This is a genomic window from Streptomyces sp. NPDC111606 (assembly GCF_055656945.1).
The window spans coordinates 234,074-252,512 of record NZ_JBVKBY010000005.1; the positions used below are offsets into that span (position 1 = coordinate 234,074).

The following is an 18,439-nucleotide window of genomic DNA, read 5'->3' on the forward strand; positions in this document are numbered from 1 at the left end:
CCTGGTTCCGTTCCATCAGAGGTCAGCTCAGTTTCCGAAGGTGAGCTTGCCACCCGCCTTCTTGATCAGCTCGACCACCTCCAGGCGCTCCTTGCGGTTCGCTCCGTTCTGCGCACCGTCGGATCCGAGGTCCTCGCCTGCTGCCAGGGCATTCGCGAGTTCACTGGAGCTGTTGAACTTGCGACCGCTTTCTTTTCGCTTCTTGACCATCCTCACAATGGCCTGGGCAAAGTAGTCGGAAATCCCTTCCAGCACCTCCTGCACCTGACCCGATGTGGCCGTGTTCACATTCACCTTGCGGCGCTTCCGCGAGGTTCCCAGATCAACCGCTTCCGGCTCGTTGAACGATCCGGGCCACCGGCCGAGCTCGTCACCTCGTTTCCAATGACCGCCTTCGACCTTGTAGGTACCCCAGTGCACATGAACGGTTTTCGGGAAACCAGGGTGCTTGGCGTGATAGTCAAGCTTCCTGACGTCGTACCAGACCATTTTCTCAAGTTTGGCCGGAGCGCTGAACTTACCCAGGGTCTTGCCGTCTTTTCCTGTCTTACCGACGGCCAACGCCGCGGGATGCTCGACCTTTTCCACGTCCTTGTTCTCCGACTTCCTGGCCGGAACCAGATTCGAGGTCGTCGCGTGGCCGCCGAGCCGAGCCGGCAGCATGTGCATACGGACCCAATCGGTCTTCCGGGCGGCGACGGAGAGCCTGTTCCAGCCCGAGGGCGAAACCTTTTCACGCTCCCCCATATCGGTGCCCTTGGGCGTCCTCTTTTTGATGTAGTGAGCCCGGAATTCAGCTGCCAGTGGCCCATCCGCAAAGGGGGGCAGGATCGTGGGTGGCAGGGGGGGTACTTCCATGGCCGACCCCCTGGCCTCCAGGAGCTCGGCCAGATACTCCATCTGCTCCCTGAGATCGTTGAGCGCCTGCTCGAAGGCCATGCCGCCCGGCCTGTCGAGGTGGACCGGCGTGCCGTAACGCAGTTTGCGCGACCGGTTCTCGCGGACGGAGTCGGGGAGCCTGTCCTGCTTGCCCTCCACGACGTCGTACTGGGCCATGGCCGCCTTGAGCGCCCGTTCCTGCTCCATCCAGCGCTCGGGGTCGGACTCCTTTAGGAGATCGTTCTCCTTGGCCCAGTAGCTGAAGAAGCTCCTCATGGCCTGCGGCGTGCTCCGGACAGTCAGATCGGCGCTCCTGCCCTTTCCGTTGAAGAGCAGCGTGTGCAACTCGCCATCGTCTGTACGGAAACGCACCTTGGGCAGGTCGTAGTCCTTCCTGCCCCCCTGCTGCCCCTGCCTGTCCCGATCCCGCGTGCGGTCCATGTCGCGGTCCCGGCCGTTCTTGTGCCGCCACTGCTCCCGGAGCCTCCGCAACCGGTCGTTCAAGCGGTTACCGACCTTGCGGCGAGCCTTGCCGAAGAGTTTGCCCGCGGCACGGCGGGCGCGATTGACGGCGGACTTGATGGTTTGGCGCGCCCGTCGGACACGGTTGCCGGGGCGGCGGTCCTTGTCGCGGTCACGGTCGGTGTCGCGACGGCGGTCCTCGACACGGCGCTTGTCGTCCGCGCGACGCTTGTCTTCGGGGCGCTTCTCGTTCGGACGGCGCTTGTCTTCCTGGCGACGGTCGTCCGTACGCCGGTCACCGGGGCGGCGCCGGCCCGGGCCGCCGCTGTCCGTGCGGTCCGTGTCGGGGCGGCGTCGCGGCAGGGTGGCCGGGGTGTCGTTCTTGTCGTTGCGAGTGCGCTGCTCCGCATCCCGTACCCGCTTCCGGGCGGCGTTGACGTCACGGCCGTCATCGCGGCGCCGTTCGTCGTCACGGCGCTTCTTCGGGCGGGTGGTGTGCGAGGGGCGCTTCTTCTCGGGGGAGGAGCGCTTGCCGGGGCGCGGCCGGGTCGGTGGCCGGGACTTCTGGTTCGTGGTGGGCCGACGCGGCGCGGCGCGGTCGTCGTCACGGTCGGACCCGCGGTCGGTCGGGCGGTCCGGATTCGGTGAGCGGTCGTTGGTCGTGGGCGCCGGGTCCTGGTCCTGGTCCTTGGGCTTGCCCGGAGCATTCGGTTGTGCCGGCGGAGCATCGGAGCCGTCCGGCTTGTCCTTCTTCTTGCGGAGGTTCTTCAGCATGTCGCCGAGCTTGTCGGCCACCTTGCCCATGAACCGTCCGACGCCCTCGATCAGGAACTCGTAGATCAGCTCGAGCAGAGCAACGACACCGGCCGCCACCGCCTTCGCGAAGGGGAGCGCGCCATTGCCGCTCTTGACCGACTTGAGGAAGTCCATGAACAGGCCGAAGGCGGCGAGGATCTCGCTCAGCGCACCCCACGCCGTCTTCAGGGCGTCGATGACCGCCATGACCCAGCCCGCGCCGGGGATCAGCTTCGCGACGACCTTCTCCACAACCAGCACACCGATGATGACCGGGAGTTGGGGCAGTGCCTCGTCCCACGCCATCTGAGCCATCTGCTCGACCGTCACCCCACCGGAGACCAGCTCCTGGAAGTCCTCGATCGGAATGCCGATGATCTCCTGGACCTTTTGGTTGAACCAGGCCTTCACCGCGCTGGTGACCTCGTTGAAGAGGTGTTCCCTGGCACCGGTGTCCGCGGCGGCGCCCGCCTTGCTGATCCAGTCCCCGGGGTCGGAGACGATGTCGTTGAAGATGGCGGCCCACTCACCGAGACCCTCCACGACGGCGGCACCGAATTCCAGTGCACCGACCGTCGCGGACTCGGCGACCTCGACGGCGGCCAGCATCCCGGTCTCCAGGACATCGAGCCCCGCCAGCAGCGCCCCGCACAGGCCGTCGAGCAGCCTCCCGGCGATCTCCTTGAGCCCGTCGGCGAGCTGGTTGACCTTCTCCACTGCCCAGTCACGCGCACCGTCGATGGTGCGGCGCCACTTGTCGCGCATCGCCGGGTAGTCGGCGAGGAGTTCGTCACCGAGGGCGATCAGCACGTCCGCAAACTTGTTGATCTTGTCGATCACCCAGTTGCGGGCATCATCGATGAGCTTGAAGACCTGCTGCTTGAACTTGTCGATGAGATCGGTGACGAGCTGCCGGGCCTTCTCGAAGATGCCCTTGATGGCCTTCTTGAGCCCCTCGAAGAACTCCTTCAGCTTCTCGATGGCCTCTTCGAGCCAGTTGTCGGCGTCGTCCTTGCCATCCTCCTGCTTCTTCTCCGCCTCCTTCTCGGCGTTGGTCTGCTCGTCGGTGATCTTCTTGTTGTCGTCCTCGGTCCGCTTGTCGACGTCCTTGTCGGTCTGCTGCTGCTTGTCGTCGATGTCCTTGCGGACCTCGTCGTACTTCTTGCCCTTCTTGCCGTCGATGTCCGCGGTCTTGTCGTCCTGCTCCTTGCGCCACTTGTCGCGGGAGTCGGCGACGTCGGAGCGGCCCTTGTCCCGGGCATCGGACTGCTGCTTGCCGCTCTTGTCGACCTCACGTTTGAGGTCCTGATCGTGCTTCCGCCGGTCCTTGTGCGCCTTGTCGTCCTTGGTCTTGCGCTCCTGCCCGATCTTCTGCCGACCCTCGCTGAAGCCGGCCTGGATCTGCGGGCCGCGGTCGTGCTCGGCCACGGCGGACGCGGACTCGATCGGCACCCCGCCACCGGTCATCGTGCGCCCGGCGCCCTTGGCGTTCTTGCCGTTGCCGCCGGGCACCTTGCCGGTCAGGGTCTCCTTGGGCACATCCGGGTAGATCTGGTCCTCGCCCATCGGGCGGGCAGCGTCCTCCCGGCCGGAGCGGTGCAACTCCGACTTCCGCTCGTCGAGCTTCTGGCCCTGCTCGTCGGTGCGTTGCGGGTCCGAGTCGTTGTCCAGCGGCAGTCGCGGGGCGTCTCCCACCTTGGCGTTCTGGAGGCCCTCGTCCTTCGTGGGGAGGCCGAGGATCGAGTCGATCAGGTCGTCGAGCGGCAGGATCTCCTTGAGAAGCTTGCCGAAGAGCTGGGCGCCGATGGTGACGGCGATGTCCCACCAGCTCGGCTCGGGCACGTTCGCACCCGGTACCTCGCCTTCCGGCTTCCGGTCACCGGTGATCTCGGGCGTCTTGCCCGGTGCGGCGTCGGTCCGGGCCACCTTGGCATTGGTGTATGTACCTGGAGCCGCCGACGTCGGGCCGCCCGGCACCGTGCGCGGTGAGCCGGAAGGCCGCTGTTCCTTCGGCGGCGCCTTGCGCAGCGCCGAACGCTCCTTGTCGACCGAGCGGCCGACAGCTCCGTTCACGCCCTTGAGCGTGTCCAGCATCTGATGCGGCTTCAGGCCGGCGGCCGTGGCGAGTCCCGCCTCGGGCGTGGCGTTCGAGACATCCGGTGCGGCGGCTTCCTTCTTGGACTTCGCCGAGGCCGATGCGCCCCCGCGTCCACCGCCGCCCCGTGCCGGGGCCGGAGCCGTGGACGAGCGGCCCCCGCCGCCCCCGCCGCCCGGGGTTCGGCGGGCGTTTCGCGCGACCTTCCGTGCGGCTTGGCGCTTGCTGCCGGATGACTTCGGCCGGGCGGCGGAAGCACCTCCCCCGGACCCCGAAGAGCCCCCGTCCTTGGGCGTGTTGGTCTTGGCCTCCGCGGCGGACATGGGTGAGGGGCCCTTGCCCGGCGCAAGCTGCGGAGCGGAGCCCGGCCCCGGTGTGGAGACCTTGTCCGGACCGGTCTCCGGTCCGGGTGAGGTGGCATCCCCGTTACCTTCGGTGACTCCCCGGTCGTCGGGAGTCGGGGGCGGCGTGGTGCCAGGAGTGGCCGGGCCAGCCGTTCCACTGTCGGCACCGGTGCCGGTGCCGCCCGCGTTGTCCTCGCCCTTGTCGGCCGGCTTCGCGGCGTCCTTGTCCGTTCCGGCGGCCGGCTGCGTCGCGCTCTTCGCCGGGGCACTCTCGCCCTTCGCCGGGGCGCCCGCAGCCTGAGCTCCCTGTTTCGAGGAGTCTTCGGACTTGCTGCCGCCCTCCGCCGCCTTGCCCGGCGCCTGGGACGAACCCGCGTCCTGGGTGCGGGCGTCCTCGTCCGCCTTGGCCAGTCGCTCGGGCCCGGCCGGCTCACCGGTCGGCGGGGTCCCACCGGGGCCCGCGCCATCGGCGGTACGGGCCTCCTCGTCCCGTCGGCGGGCCTCGGCGTCCTCCGTACGCTGCTCCGCCTGCAATTTGTCGCCGATACCTCCGGCAGAGGCCGCTGTGCTGAGCCCGGACCCGTCGGCGGAGACGCCGGATGTCGACCCGCCGCCGTCCGGCCCGACGCCCTGCTCCGAGGACGCTCCGGCGAAGAGGTCCTGGTCGGCGAGCCCTTGGGACCCGTCGTCCGCCCCGGAACGTGCCGGTGTCTCCTCCGGGCCGACGGGTTCGGCCTCGTCCGGCGTCGGTCCGGCGTCCGTGGACGGCAAGGACGGCCGGGGGGCGGTGCCCTTCTTCCGTTCCTCGACAAGGCCCGGGTTCTTGGCCGCATCCGTGTAGCCGACGAGGTCGACGTCGGGGACGGGTTCATTGCCGCGGGCGGCCTCGGAGGTGTCCTCGTCGGCGGTCGGCTCCTGCTCGGTCGGCTCCGGGTCGAGCCCCAACGGCTCGTCGTCCGCGTCCTGTTCATTCTCCGGATCGCCCGCCGCGCGAAGCGGGCCGGTGTCGCCGCCGGTACGGGACCTCTCGCCGGGCTCGGCGCCGCTCCTGTCGACCGGCATCGGGGCGGCCGCGGCGCTCGATGCGACCGCCGGGCCCTCGTCCTGGCGTGCCTGCTGCTCGCCCGCTTGCTGCTCCGGCTCCGGCGGGGCCTCCTCCTGGCCTCCGGCTGCCTCGCGGTCCTCCTCGGCGGCGGCGTCGTCGTTCGTCGCCTCGTCTTCTTTCGCGCCGTCGTCCGCGGCCTTCTGCTGCTCGTCCTGCGCGGAGGCGTTCCTCTGCTCGCCTGCGGACGCGTCCTTGTCCGCCTGCTGGGACCGGGACCGATCCTGGTCCCGCGCCCCGGCCTCCTCCTTGTCCTGCACGGCGGCATCTTCGGGGGACGTGTTCTCCTTCCCGTCGTCGGCGCCTCCCGCACTGCCCTCGGTCCCGGGCTGGACACCGCCCTCGCCGGGCTTCTCCTGCTCGTTCTCCCCGCGCTCGGCCTCGGCGCCCTCCTGCGGCTCGCGCGCGTCCGGGCCTTCCTCGGTGGTCTCGTCGCGTCGGCGCTCCTGCGCGACTTCGTCCGCGGCGCCGGGCACGGCCAAGGGCGCCGCCGCGGCATCCAGCGGCAAGGGCCCCGCCTGCTCCAGCTCCTCGACATCAGCCAGCAGCCGGTCGAGCACCGGCGTGGGCACGCGGGTCTCCAGCCGGTCGAGGACGACGTCCTGCACCTGCGCGGACATCCGCGCCAAGTGCAGCCGTGCCCTGCCCGACCTGTCCTCCGGGTCACCGCGCAGCGAGCGCAGGACGGTGTTGGTCAAGCGGTCGACCACCGTTGCGGGGTCCAGCTCCTGCATCCGGCGCCGGTCCGCGTCCACGGTCGCGTAGCGCAGCCACCCCGGCGTCGCCTGGCCGGCCTGCACCTCCGGAGTCTGCGGATCGTGGTCCTGCCCGGGCACGAGCTGCTGCGCCGCCTCCTCCGCCTCCCGCTCGATCGCCTGCTGCGGCACACTCACCGCGCCCAACTCCCGCCCGGCACGCAGCGCCCCGAGACCGTGCGGGTTCTGCACGGTGTGCAAGAGCTCGTGGGCGAGGAGGCGGCGCCCCTCGTCCGTGCCCGGCTTGAAGGCGCCCTCGCGGAAGAAGATGTCCTGGCCCACGGCCACCGCGTCGGCGCCGAGCAACTCGGTCAGCTGCCCGGCGTCACGGCCGGTGTGCAGCCGGACACGGCTCAGGTCGTGCCCGAGCCGCTCCTCCAACTCCCGCCGTACGCCGGGGTCGAGAGGCTGTCCGGCACCGCTGACGATGTCCTTCGGCTCGGGTGTACGGGACTTGGCGGCGCGCTCCTTGCGCTTGCGGCGGCGCTGTTCGGCGGCCTGCTCGGAGTGGGCGTCCTGGGCCTGGGAACTCATCGGGTCACCTCCCCGTGGCCGCTGAGCCCTTCGTGCACGGCCCGGGCCAGTTCCTGGCCGAGGCGGCGTGCGGACAGGCCGGCGGGCAGGGGCGGCAGGCCGGACAGCGCTTCGAGGGCCAGTGCGCCGTCCGTGGCCAGCGGAACGCCGTGGGCGTGGACCAGACGGGTCAGTTCGCGTGCGAAGGCGTCCGACACCCGCTCCGGGTCCACGCGGAAGCCGTGGAGGGCGAGTTCGCCGATCTCGACCCGGATCTCACGAGGTTCCCGGACCTCACGGGTCTCCCCGTTCATACCCATCCCCGCACCTCCCCCGGAGTCAGCGAGCGCTCCAGCTTCTGGTACTCCGTGCGAGCCGCCGCCAGCATGTGCCGCATCTGTAGGCGGTCGCCCTCCTCGGCCGCGAGGAAGGCGCCGGACAGCGCGATGTTACGGATCGAGCCGCCCGCGACGGTGAGTTGGGCGAGGAGCCCCGGGTCGATGTCCTTGACCGGGGCCCTGGACGGGAGCACGCGGCGCCAGATCTCGGCGCGCTCGTGCTCGGCAGGGAAGGGGAAGTCGACGACGAAGCGGATGCGGCGCAGGAAGGCCGTGTCGAGGGCCTTCTTCATGTTGGTGGTGAGGATGGCGAGACCGCGGTAGGCCTCCATCCGCATCAGCAGGTAGCTGACCTCCAGGTTGGCGTACCGGTCGTGGCTGTCCTTGACCTCGCTGCGCTTGCCGAACAGGGCGTCGGCCTCGTCGAACAGCAGCAGCGCGCCGCCGCGTTCGGCGGCGTCGAAGACCCGGCGGAGGTTCTTCTCGGTCTCGCCGATGTACTTGCTGACCACCTGGGAGAGGTCGACGATGAACAGGTCGAGGCCGAGTTCCTTCGCCATCACCTCGGCGGCCAGCGTCTTGCCCGTGCCGGAGCCGCCCGCGAACATCGCGGTGACGCCGAGGCCGCGGCGCAGGGTGCCCGCGAAGCCCCACTCCTGGTGGACGGTGGGCCGCTGCCGTACATGCGCGACGATCTCGCGCAGCACGCCCGTCTGCCGATCGTGCAGGACCAGGTCGTCCCAGCCCGCCCCCGGTTCGATCCGGCGGCCCAGCTCGTCCATGCCGATCCGGGCCTCCTCCATGCCCGCCCGCCAGGCGAGTTCGGCGGCGTCGAGGGAGTCCTCGTACGGCAGTCGGCGGCGTACGGTCGCGGCGGCGGACCGGATGACGTGCGGGGGCAGCTGGAACTGGGCCACGAGGGAACGCAGTTCGCCGTCGTCGAGGTCGGCGACGGGGTGGAAGGCCTGGGCCCAGAGTTCGGTCTGCTCGTCGTCGTCGAGGCGGGGTACCGCCACGCGTGCGCCGTGCGGGCGGTCCGTGCGCAGGGGGTCCTCGCTGGAGACGACGACCGGTACGGCGGCGCCGGCCAGGAACGCCTCGGCCGCCGCCCGCTGGTCGCGGTCCAGCTCGCCGACCTCGACGAGGAGCGCGGAGGGCAGCAGGATCGCCTCGCGCTGCCAGAGCCGGGCGAGCCCGTCGCGTTCGGCGGGGTCGGCCGGGATGTCCTCGGCACCCATCGCGTACAGCCCGAGTCCTGACCGGGCCGCCGCCGCGGCGGCGATGTCGGCACGGCTGCGCAGGTCACCGCCGGTCACTTCGACGAGCAGTGGCGCGTCGGGGTTCGCCCCCGTCGTCCAGCCCTCGGCGACCCGGCTCGCGGCGCCGTCGTACGACGGCGGCAGCTGGTCCGGCGTCGGGGTGCGGCGCAGGCGGCCGTGCAGTCGGGCGTCGAGGTAGGGCGAGCCCAGCAGGAAGTGCAGGATGCGCTCGTCGAGGCGTAGCCGGGAGGTCGTCAGCCGGGACTCGTCGTCGAGCTCGACGATCCGCCAGCGCCGTAGCGGCGCGACGGGGGTGAGTGCGCTCCAGTGCGGCTCGGCGAGCGCGGCCAGGGCGAGCGAGAAGGTCGGGTACGCCCGCTGCGGGTCGCCGCAGGCCGCGGCGCAGCGGGCGGCGGTCGTGGGGTCCAGTTCGTCGGCGGCGGCGAGGAGGATCAGGTCGCGTTCGAAGGGGGTGAGGCCGAAACAGGTGAGGAGGGCGTCGAGGGGGGCGGTGCCGGGGGCGGCCAGGGGGGCCGGGCTCGTCGCAGGGGTGGCTTCCGCGTCCGGTGCCTCTCCGGCGCCGGCGGCATGGGCGTCGATCCGGGACAGGACACGCCTGATCTCCTCGATCAGCTTCGCGCCCACGTCGGGACCGCCTCCCGTACCAGAAGTGCCATAGGCACGCGAAGTGCCAGAAGCGCCCGAAGTCGCCGCCGTGCCCGCCTCGTTCGTCCCCATGTGCTCACCTGCCCCCGTCGTCCCCATCTCTTCTCAGCCCTCCGTGCCCTTGCGGGGCTCCGGCTGCGGCGGCTTGCTCGCCCGGGCGGTCTTGCGGGTCCGTGCCGGGGCCTTGGCGACGGTCTTGGCCGGGGCCTTCGTGGCCTTCTTGGCAGAACCGCTCACGGGCAGCCCGGGTTCCGCCGGCGAAACCTCGTCAACAGCCGCCTGCTCTGCGGCAGTTGACGGAGTCCCGGCCCTCGACTCCACCCCCGGAGGGACCGGCGCCCCCGGCGCCCCGAACGGCAGCACCCGTACGTCCGTCCGCTCCACCGGCTTCGCCGGCACCGGCGTCTGACGCCCGTCGATGAAGACCAGGGCCGCCTGGTAGACCACCGACAGCGAGTACGGCGTCTGGTGGAGCATCCCCCACAGCTTCGACGTCTCGTCGACGTCCATGGCCGTGGGCGTGAACCGCACCCGCTGGGCCGCCTCGGCGAGGTCGCTGCCCACCAGGTGCGGGAGGTGACCGGTCTCTTCGATGACGTCCTTCGGCAGGATCGGTATCTCGTGCAGGGTCCGCACCACGGAACCGATCAGCCGCTGCCCGACCAGGGTCGTCTCGTCGCCGTACGCACTGATGAGGTAGTGCAGGTCCAGCGCGGCGGCCGGCCGCTTCACCAGCGTGCCGTCGGACGCCCGGGTCGGCAGGTCGTTGTTGCGCATCGACGTGTTGGGGGTGACCTGGTAGAGGAACACGTTGATGGTCGGGTGGTCCGGCGCCTCCGCCGGCGGCTTGCGCGGCTCCACCTTCACGGCCTCGTCGAACTCCGAGCCCACGTTGGACGCGAGCAGCAGGGACAGGGCCTGGGTGACATGGGCGATGGCGAGTGCGTTGCTCATGAAGTCGGTTCCTCGGTTCCTCGGTCCGTCATGTCACTCCCGCCCCCGCGCCAGGTAGTCGGCCAGGCTCAGGGTCGCCCCCCGCCGCTCCGCCGATGACGGCGTGCGCTGCCGTGTGCCCCCGGAGGCCGAGGGTCCGGCCGTCACTTCCAGCCGCCCGATCTGCACCTGCACCACCTGCTCGGGCGCCCGCCCGGGGCGCCGTGCGGCGGCCTGCCGTACGGCGTCCCGTGCTGCCGCCGTGTCCGCGGCGCTGGGCCGCAGGGCCGCGGACCCGGCGGCGGGGGATGCGGCGTCCATGCCCGGGGGGATGGGCACGGACGCCGCGGTCCGGGATGCGTCCCGCTCCGGGCGCCCACGGCCCGCCGCCCGCTGCACGGCGTCCGGCGCGGGCCGGGGGCCGGGCGCGAGCGGCGCTGCGGGACGCAGGAGCGGCGCGTCGGGCAGGGCCCGGGGTGCGGGTCGCGGTGCCGGGTCGGCCGAGGCGCGTTCGGTGCGTACCACCGTCCGCTCCCGTTCCGTGCGCAGCAGCGCGGCGGGCGTCGCCGCGGCCGGTGTGTCGCCGGGCCGTACGGCGGACGGCGTGGTGGCGGGCCACAGCAGGCCGGAGCCGTCGTCCGGTTCCGGTGCCGTGGCCCGTACCGCCTCGACCCGCTCGAACGGGCCGGGCAGCCGGGGACGTACCCGCACCACACCCGGGCGCGGACCGACGGCTGCCGGGGCGTGCCGGGCGATCAGCCGGTCGAGGAAGTCGGGAACCGGCGCCCCGTCCGCGTCAGACATCCGCACACAGCTCCAGGTAGTAGCGGCGCCGCAGCGGGCTGAGCGCCATGATCTCCGGCTCGCTCCAGCCGTACGACGTGGCGAGCAGATGGACGTCGAGCAGCAGGTCCCTTGCCCAGGTGTCCAGTTCGGTCCACAGGTAGGAGGCGATGTCCAGCTCGGCCCGGGTGGCCTCGCCGCACTCGGGGCAGGCGATGTTGAGCGTGACGTCGGCGCCGGGGTCGGCGGCCTCGACGGCCTCGGCGATCCGGCGCTGGACCGGGACGGGCAGGTCCTCGGCGGGTACGGCCGCCCCGGCGCGCACCGCCGAGACGAGGCACCGCGCGAGGAGGGCGGCGCGCGGGTCCGCCGCCCGGGCCGCCGCCGTCAGGTCGGCGGCCCCGGGCAGCCGGAACTGCACGTCCCAGCCGTCCTGTTGGACACGCACCACGGAGTCACCGGGCCCGTCCCGACCGCTCAGCGAGCGCGCGAACTCCCCGGCGTCCAGGTCGAACTCCATGTCCTCCCCGCACGCCGCGCAGCCCAGCCGCACCTGCATCCGCTCCCCGAACAGGGCGCGGCGCAACGCGAACAGGTCGGCCTCGCGCTCCCCCACCGGCAGCACCGGCAGGGTCGCGGCGTCGACGTCCGGGCGCGCCGTGCGGTGCAGCAGCAGGGCGCGCCCCGTCGGCGCCTCGGCGAGGCCCGCCTCCCAGGTGGCCAGCAGTTCGGCCGCCCCCGTGATCGCCATCTCTTTCCCCCCTCACCTACCCGCCGGTCAAGCGGGGTTGAGGAACGAGGGCTCCTCCGGCTCGGGCACCTCGTAGTCCCGCTCCCAGCCCTCGCACTCGAGCTTCAGCGACTGGATGGCCACCGCGTTGGCGTTGGCGTCCAGCTCACCGAGGACCTGGTACTCGCTCGGCCAGGTCCGGTACAGCTTGTGCGAGACGGCGACCTGGCCGGCCTCGTTGAGGACCTGGATGACTATGTCCTTGCGGAAGTCGGCGAGGGAGACCTCGGAGCCGAGGCCCGCGCCGACCTGCCAGACCTTGTTGGCCCAGCGGTCGAACTCGGGGTCGTGGGTCACCCCGCGCTCCAGGGTGATGCCCTCGAACTCGGAGCGGCCCGGCGACTTGCGCGGCGAGGAGGGGTCGCCGCCGTGGCGGTGCTTGACGACCTCCGTCGTCCGCTTCAGCGGACTGATCTTGCTGATGCCGGCGACCGTCCGGCCGTCCCACAGGACGAGAAACTTGAAGTTCTTGTAGGGGTCGAAGCGATGCGCGTTGACCGTGAACTCAGCCATCGGATTCCTTCAGTTCTCCACGATTCCCCGCGCCTAGAGCGCGAACTGCCCGGACGTCTGCTGGATTTTGACGATCACGAACTCCGCCGGCCGGACCGGTGCGATGCCGACGAGGACGTTCACGACGCCGTTCTCGATGTCCTCGGCGGTCGTCGTGTCGCTGTCGCACTTGACGAAGTACGCCTCGCGCGGCGTGCCGCCCTTGAAGGCGCCCTGGCGGAAGAGCGTGTGCAGGTACGAGGAGGCGGCGAGCCGGATCTGCTGCCACAGGTTCTCGTCGTTGGGTTCGAACACCACCCACTGCAGGCCGCGCTGGAGGCTCTCCTCCACATGGAGGGCGAGCCGGCGCACCGGCACGTACTTCCACTCGCTTTCGAGCGCGTCGGAGCCCTCCAGCGTGCGCGCGCCCCAGACGACCGGGCCGGTCACCGGGAAGGTGCGCAGGCAGTTGACGCCGAGCGGGTTGAGCAGCCCGGTCTCGCGGTCGGTCAGGTTGACGGTGAGCGAGTGCACGCCCGCGAGCCGCGCCTCGGTACCGGCCGGGGCCTTCCACACGCCACGCTCGGAGTCGGTGCGGGCGATGACGCCGGCGACCGCGCCGGACGGCGGGAAGGAGCGCAGCCGGCCCGTGAGCGGGTCGGTGAGCTGCAGGTGCGGGAAGTACAGGCCCGCGTGGTTGCCGCGCACGGCGTCGAAGGCGGCGAGCCCGGCGCGTGCGGTGTCGACGCTGGCCCAGGTGCTCGGCGCGTCGACCAGCAGGAAGATCCGCCGCTCCGCGCACAGCCGCTGGGCGGCCGAGATGACGGTGAGGGCGTCCTCGGTCTTCTCGTACGCCGCGAGTTCCGGCAGCGCCAGCAGGTTGACGTCGGCGACGCCGCGCAGTGCCTGGATGCCGCTCTTGTCGCCCTCGGAGCCGATGAGGTCGCGCGGGCCGGGCGCCTCACCGTCCTCGCCGCCCTCCAGCGGGAAGACCGGCGGGTTGACGGAGGCCTCCAGGCCCAGGTCGTTGGCGCACTCGCCGAGGAAGCGGACGACGTCCTCGGGGTCGGTGGAACCGGCGACGACCTGGATACGGCGGCCGAAGGCGGTGACCTCGGCGCCCGCGAAGGCGTGCTTGCCGGGCGCGTCGGGCAGGGCACGCAGCTTGCGCTCGAGCAGCAGCGCCAACTCGGCGACACTGCACGGTGCTTCGCCGTCGCAGTCGGGGTCGTAGAGCGTGAACTCGCGCTCCACCTCGCCGATCTTGACCGTCAGATCGACCGCGAGGTTCGGCAGCTCGTTACCGAACGGCTTGGAGACGGTGCCGGACGGGTCGGGGCGGCCCTCGCCGACGACCTCGACGCGGATCAGCCTGGAGCCCGCGTTGATCACGGTCTGCGCGTAGCGGCCGTGCGAGGTGTCCATGGACAGGCCGGTGAAGCTCTCCCGGGCTTCACCCTTGGCGTCGTAGACACGCAGGTTGAAGGTCTCGTCGGGGCACGGCGTGTCGTGGTCGACGGCGACCCGCAGGCCGTTGCCCCAGACGCCGGGCTCCTTGGCGTGCACCTCGAGGACGGGGCCCTCGCTGTGGCCCTCGGTGGACTTGAGGGTGACGCAGGCGGCCTTGCCGCTGCCGGCCTTGGCGACACGGACGATCACCGCGACGGTGCCGCCGTTGCCGAAGAACTGGTGGACCGCGTAGCCGACTGCGCTTTGGGCGCTCAGGCCGCCGAAGCGGCGCTCGAACTCCGTGAAGCTGGTGACGCGTACCGGCTCGTTCAGTGGACCGCGCCGGGTGTGGCCCACGAAGGCGGTCACGGACGTGGTCAGGGTCGAGATCGTGCGGGTGCTGCTGGGAAGCTCTTCGACGTAGACGCCGGGATACGTCGGCCTGGCGGCGCTCACCGCGCTCATCGGCATTCCCCCTCCTACTCCCTGTCTTGGGCACCGGACGAATGCACCAAGAGATGGCGGAGGGAGGCATTCCCTTTTCGGCACGCGAAGACGCCCCCCACACGAGCGACGCTACGACGCACACCGCATTCAGTTCCCCCGTCTGCACCCCGGGCTTGTCGGTCGCCGGGGCCAAGCAATGCGCTTGTGACTCCTGATGCTCAAGTGCTCAATCCACCTTGGTGTGTGGGAAGTTGACGGAGCAAGGTGCCTTCAGGCCAGCCCGGCAGGGGGTTTGGTGAAGACCCCCTCCCGGCATCCGCACATCACGCCTGCGCGCCCCGGCCAGGTGGTTCACGGAATCTGCACAGCGGTGTCGCCGCGAAGCGCCCCGAGGGCTCCCGCCGGGCCGGAATCCCTTCACCGAGCTCGTTCGACTGGTCGCACGCACGTACGACCTCCCCGAGTCGCACACAACACGTCTTGGCCGGTTTTCCGGGGGTGGCGCGAACTAGATCCATCACCCGCCCCCGCGGGGCCGGGTGAAAACCCCCAGCCATGTCTTGACATGTGATGGAAACGATTCTTAGCTGGAGCGAGCATTTAGATGCGTGAAGCGAGTTCATGGATGCGAACCGCACAGGATGAAGCAGCCGGGCCGACCCCACCTTCGAGGGAGACATGAAGTTCCAAGGAGTGCTGTTCTTTCCGGTCACGCCGTTCGGCGCGGACGGATCGCTGGACGAGGAACGGCTCGCCCAGCACATCGAGTCCGGGGTCGCCGCGGGCGCGGGCGGTGTGTTCGTCGCCTGCGGCACCGGCGAGTTCCATGCGCTGACGCCGGACGAGATCGAACAGGCCACGCGGGTCGCCGTGCAGACGACCGCCGGACGTGTCCCCGTCCTGGCCGCGGCGGGGGGCCCGCTCCCGGTGGCGCGCGACCAGACCGCACGTATCGAACGCGCCGGCGCCGACGGCATCCTGTTGCTGCCCCCCTACCTGGTGACGGCGCCGCAGCGAGGCCTGGTGCGCTACGTCGAGGAGGTCACCGCGGCGACCGGACTGCCGGTGATCTTCTACCAGCGCGGCACCGCCCGCGTCACCTCGGACACCGCGGCCGCGATCGCCGCCCTGCCGCAGGTCGTCGGCCTCAAGGACGGCATCGGCGACATCGAGCGGATGCACCGCATCGTCCGGGCCGTGCGCGCCCTGCCCGGCGGCACGGACTTCCAGTTCTTCAACGGTCTGCCCACGGCGGAGATGACCGCGCCCGCCTACCGCGGCATCGGCGTCGAGCTGTACTCCTCGGCCGTGTTCGCCTTCGCTCCGGAGATCGCGCTGGCCTTCCACCAGGCCCTGGCGCGCGACGACCGGGAGCTGGTCACCACGCTCCTCGACGAGTTCTACGGCCCCCTCGTCGAACTCCGCGACGAGGTCCCGGGATATGCCGTTGCGCTCGTCAAGGCCGGAGTGAACCTCCGGGGCCTGGACGTCGGCGGCGTACGGGCGCCGCTGCTCGACCCGGCGCCGGAGCATGTCGCCCGGCTCGCGAAACTCATCTACCACGGCCTGGAGGCGGTCCGCGCATGAGCACCGGCGCCGGCACCCGGATCCGCGAGCTCATCGTCACCCCGATCGCCTTCCGCGATCCGCCCCTGCTCAACTCCAACGGCGTCCACGAGCCGCTCGCCCTGCGCGTCATCCTCCAACTCGTCCTGGAGGACGGCACGGTGGGCCTCGGCGAGTCCCCGGGTGGCGTCGCCCGCCTGGAGCGGCTTCAGACGGCGGCGAAAGTCGTCGCCGGCATGGACGTCTTCGACACGACGGCCGTCGCGGCCGCGATCGAGGCCGCCCTGCTGCCGACCGTGCCCAGCTCCCACGAGCGCGGCTGGACCACCTCGGCGGTGGAGGTCGCCTGCCTCGACGCGCAGGGCAGGCTCCTCGGCCGCCCGGTCAGCGACCTGCTCGGCGGCAAGGTCCGCGACGCCGTGCCCTTCGCGGCCTACCTCTTCTACAAGTGGGCCGAGCACCCGGCGCTCGACGGCCGCCCGGCGGTCGGCGACGACTGGGGCGAGGCGCTGGATCCCGCCGGCATCGTCGAGCAGGCGCGGCTGATGCACCAGCGTTACGGCTTCGGCTCGTTCAAGCTCAAGGGCGGGGTGTTCCCACCCGACGAGGAGATCTCGGCGATGAAGGCGCTGGCGGAGACCTTCCCCGGACAGCCGCTGCGGCTGGACCCCAACACGGCCTGGACAGTGGAGACTTCGCAGCACGTCGCCCGTGAACTGGACGGCGTACTGGAGTACCTGGAGGATCCCGCCGCGACCATCGCCGGCATGGCGGAGGTGGCGAAGGACTCGCCGCTCCCTCTCGCCACCAACATGTGCGTGATCGCCTGGGAGCATCTGAGGCCGGCGATCGAGCAGAACGCGATCCAGGTGCTCCTCACCGACCACCACTACTGGGGCGGACTGCGCCGCACCCGTGAACTGGCCGCGGTCTGCGAGGTGTTCGGCATCGCCCTGTCGATGCACTCCAACTCGCACCTGGGCATCAGCCTCGCCGCGATGACCCACGTGGCGGCGGCCATCCCCAACCTCGACCACTCCTGCGACACGCACTACCCGTGGAACTCGGCCGACGACGTGATCGTGCCCGGCGCCCTGGAGCTGCGCGACGGCGCGGTCGCGGTCCCCACCGGCCCGGGTCTCGGCGTCGACCTCGACCACGACGCCCTGGACCGGCTGCACCGGCTGTACGTGGATTCCGAGATGCGCTCCCGCGACGACACCGGCTACATGAGGCGGATCCGGCCGGAGTACGAGAGCCGGCTGCCCCGTTGGTGAAGTAACGCTCACTCCCGTGCGAACGCCGCTACCGTGATCGCCCGGCTTCCGCGCGGGAGAAGGAGTGACGGTGGGCGCAGACAGGTCGACGGCCGTGTTGGTCACCGGAGGCAGCGGGTTCGTCGGCAGTCATCTGGTCAAACGGCTGCTGGAGCGCGGGTATCGGGTCCACGCCACGGTACGCAGCACGGCCGCCACGGCGAAGGTACGTCCCCTGCTGGAGATGCAGGAGGCACATCCGGGCCGTCTCCACCTGTTCGAGGCGGACCTGTTGGCCGAGGGCTCCTTCGACGAGGCGATGACCGGATGCGGGGTGGTGTTCCATGTGGCGTCGCCGTTCCTCATGCCGGAGAAGATCAAGGACGGCAGCAGGGACGTCGTCGACCCGGCCCTGCTCGGCACCCGCAATGTGCTGGCGGCCGTCGAGCGGACACCCACAATCGAAAGACTCGTCCTCACCTCGACCGTGGGTGCGATCTTCGGCGACTACGCCGACGTACTGGCCATGGACGACGCGGTGCTGTCGGAGCGCCACTTCAACACCACCAGCACGGTGGAGAACAACCCGTACCACTACGCGAAGACGGTCGCGGAACGCGCGGCGTGGGACGCGGAGGCAGCCCAGGGCCGCTGGCGGATGGTGTCGGTCAACCCCGGCCTGATCCTGGGCCCCTCCCTCACCCCCACCTCCGAGTCCGGCAGCCTCTTCCTGCTGGAGGAGCTGTTCAAGGGCTACTTCTTCTACGGCGCACCCGACTTCAGCTTCACCACGGTGGACGTGCGCGAGGTGGCCGACGCGCACATCGCGGCGGCCCGGAACCCGGACGCGAAGGGCCGCTACATCCTCGCCGCCCCGACCATGACGTCCTTCCAGGAGATGTCCCGCATGATCCGGGCCCGCCATCCCCGTGACCTGCGCCTCCCGCGCACCGCGCTGCCGCACTGGCCGGTTCACGTCCTGGGCCCGGCGTTCGGGCTGAGCCAGGACTACATCCGCAAGCACCTCGGCATCCGGTTCCAGGTGGACAACAGCCGCAGCATGAACGAGCTGGGCATTACCTACCGTCCGATCGAGCAGACGGTCCTCGATCATTACGAAGCGTGGCGAAGTCAGCGCGCCGCGAGATGAATCCGGTCTCCTTCTCACTCAGAGCGTCGAAGGTCACAAAAACGTATCGGACATTTCACATGTCAATCTTCACGCGGGGCTCACAAGTTGGTTAGGTTACGCATCGGACCGCACGACGACCTCCGGCGAACCCCGCCGGGACGCGCGGCCTCCGCCGAGTCCGGTGCGCACCCGCAAGGGTCCACTGGAGCCGGGGACCCAACCGAACTTGGGGTGAATCGGCCCAACCGCCCTTCGGGGCAGGGGCCGTAGGGCACACCTTCCGGAGACGACCGCCCGAACCCGTCAGCTAACTCGGTAGGCGGAGTACGGAAGGAGTACGTCACCCATGGCGCCGGAACGCACCGCGCGTCCGGGGGCACTGA

At 70.8% G+C, this 18,439-nt stretch carries 11 protein-coding genes and 1 riboswitch; of the genes, 3 read left to right on the forward strand and 8 right to left on the reverse strand.

The genetic code is table 11. From position 1 onward, the window contains the following. Positions 1-27 precede the first annotated feature (27 nt). Genes ACZ7M7_RS19780 through ACZ7M7_RS19815 form a run of 8 tightly spaced genes read right to left on the reverse strand, consistent with a single transcriptional unit; the run spans position 28 to position 14,126 of the window. Positions 28-6,966 carry an eCIS core domain-containing protein gene (locus tag ACZ7M7_RS19780; RefSeq protein ID WP_472118521.1) on the reverse strand — a complete coding sequence of 2,313 codons (6,939 nt, stop codon included), beginning with the start codon at positions 6,964-6,966 and terminating at the stop codon, positions 28-30. Beyond that, entirely contained in the window at positions 6,963-7,265 is a 303-nt protein-coding gene (locus ACZ7M7_RS19785; RefSeq protein WP_383598898.1) for a hypothetical protein, read from the reverse strand. Before ACZ7M7_RS19785 ends, ACZ7M7_RS19780 begins: the two co-directional genes overlap by 4 nt. Further along, positions 7,256-9,280, reverse strand: a complete 2,025-nt coding sequence (locus tag ACZ7M7_RS19790; RefSeq protein ID WP_472118524.1) for an ATP-binding protein — start codon at positions 9,278-9,280, stop codon at positions 7,256-7,258. The genes ACZ7M7_RS19785 and ACZ7M7_RS19790 overlap by 10 nt, the downstream gene beginning before the upstream one ends. Before the next feature lie 33 nt (positions 9,281-9,313). After that, entirely contained in the window at positions 9,314-10,162 is an 849-nt protein-coding gene (locus ACZ7M7_RS19795; RefSeq protein ID WP_472118527.1) for a Pvc16 family protein, read from the reverse strand. 33 nt (positions 10,163-10,195) lie between these two features. Next, positions 10,196-10,945, reverse strand: coding sequence for a hypothetical protein (locus tag ACZ7M7_RS19800; protein WP_472118529.1), 750 nt, complete (start codon positions 10,943-10,945; stop codon positions 10,196-10,198). Then, positions 10,938-11,675, reverse strand: a complete 738-nt coding sequence (locus ACZ7M7_RS19805) for a T4 family baseplate hub assembly chaperone (RefSeq protein ID WP_472118532.1) — start codon at positions 11,673-11,675, stop codon at positions 10,938-10,940. The genes ACZ7M7_RS19800 and ACZ7M7_RS19805 overlap by 8 nt, the downstream gene beginning before the upstream one ends. A 27-nt stretch (positions 11,676-11,702) precedes the next feature. Continuing rightward, positions 11,703-12,227 (reverse strand): phage tail protein, encoded by a 525-nt coding sequence (locus tag ACZ7M7_RS19810; RefSeq protein ID WP_004003113.1) that lies wholly within the window; start codon positions 12,225-12,227, stop codon positions 11,703-11,705. A gap of 33 nt (positions 12,228-12,260) precedes the next feature. Beyond that, positions 12,261-14,126: a phage tail sheath subtilisin-like domain-containing protein gene (locus ACZ7M7_RS19815; protein ID WP_472118536.1), complete on the reverse strand. Its 1,866-nt coding sequence runs from the start codon at positions 14,124-14,126 to the stop codon at positions 12,261-12,263. Positions 14,127-14,780: 654 nt separating this feature from the next. On the opposite strand from ACZ7M7_RS19815, the gene ACZ7M7_RS19820 reads away from it, so the two are divergent. The 3 genes from ACZ7M7_RS19820 (at position 14,781) to ACZ7M7_RS19830 (ending at position 18,074) form a co-directional block, all read left to right on the forward strand. Further along, complete coding sequence (locus ACZ7M7_RS19820; RefSeq protein WP_472118539.1) at positions 14,781-15,689, forward strand: 5-dehydro-4-deoxyglucarate dehydratase; 909 nt, start codon at positions 14,781-14,783, stop codon at positions 15,687-15,689. Beyond that, positions 15,686-16,945 carry a glucarate dehydratase family protein gene (locus tag ACZ7M7_RS19825; RefSeq protein WP_472118542.1) on the forward strand — a complete coding sequence of 420 codons (1,260 nt, stop codon included), beginning with the start codon at positions 15,686-15,688 and terminating at the stop codon, positions 16,943-16,945. Before ACZ7M7_RS19820 ends, ACZ7M7_RS19825 begins: the two co-directional genes overlap by 4 nt. Positions 16,946-17,015: 70 nt before the next feature. Next, entirely contained in the window at positions 17,016-18,074 is a 1,059-nt protein-coding gene (locus ACZ7M7_RS19830; protein WP_472118545.1) for an NAD-dependent epimerase/dehydratase family protein, read from the forward strand. Between the two features lie 142 nt (positions 18,075-18,216). Further along, positions 18,217-18,394, forward strand: a riboswitch (cyclic di-AMP (ydaO/yuaA leader). The last annotated feature ends 45 nt before the right edge of the window (positions 18,395-18,439 follow it).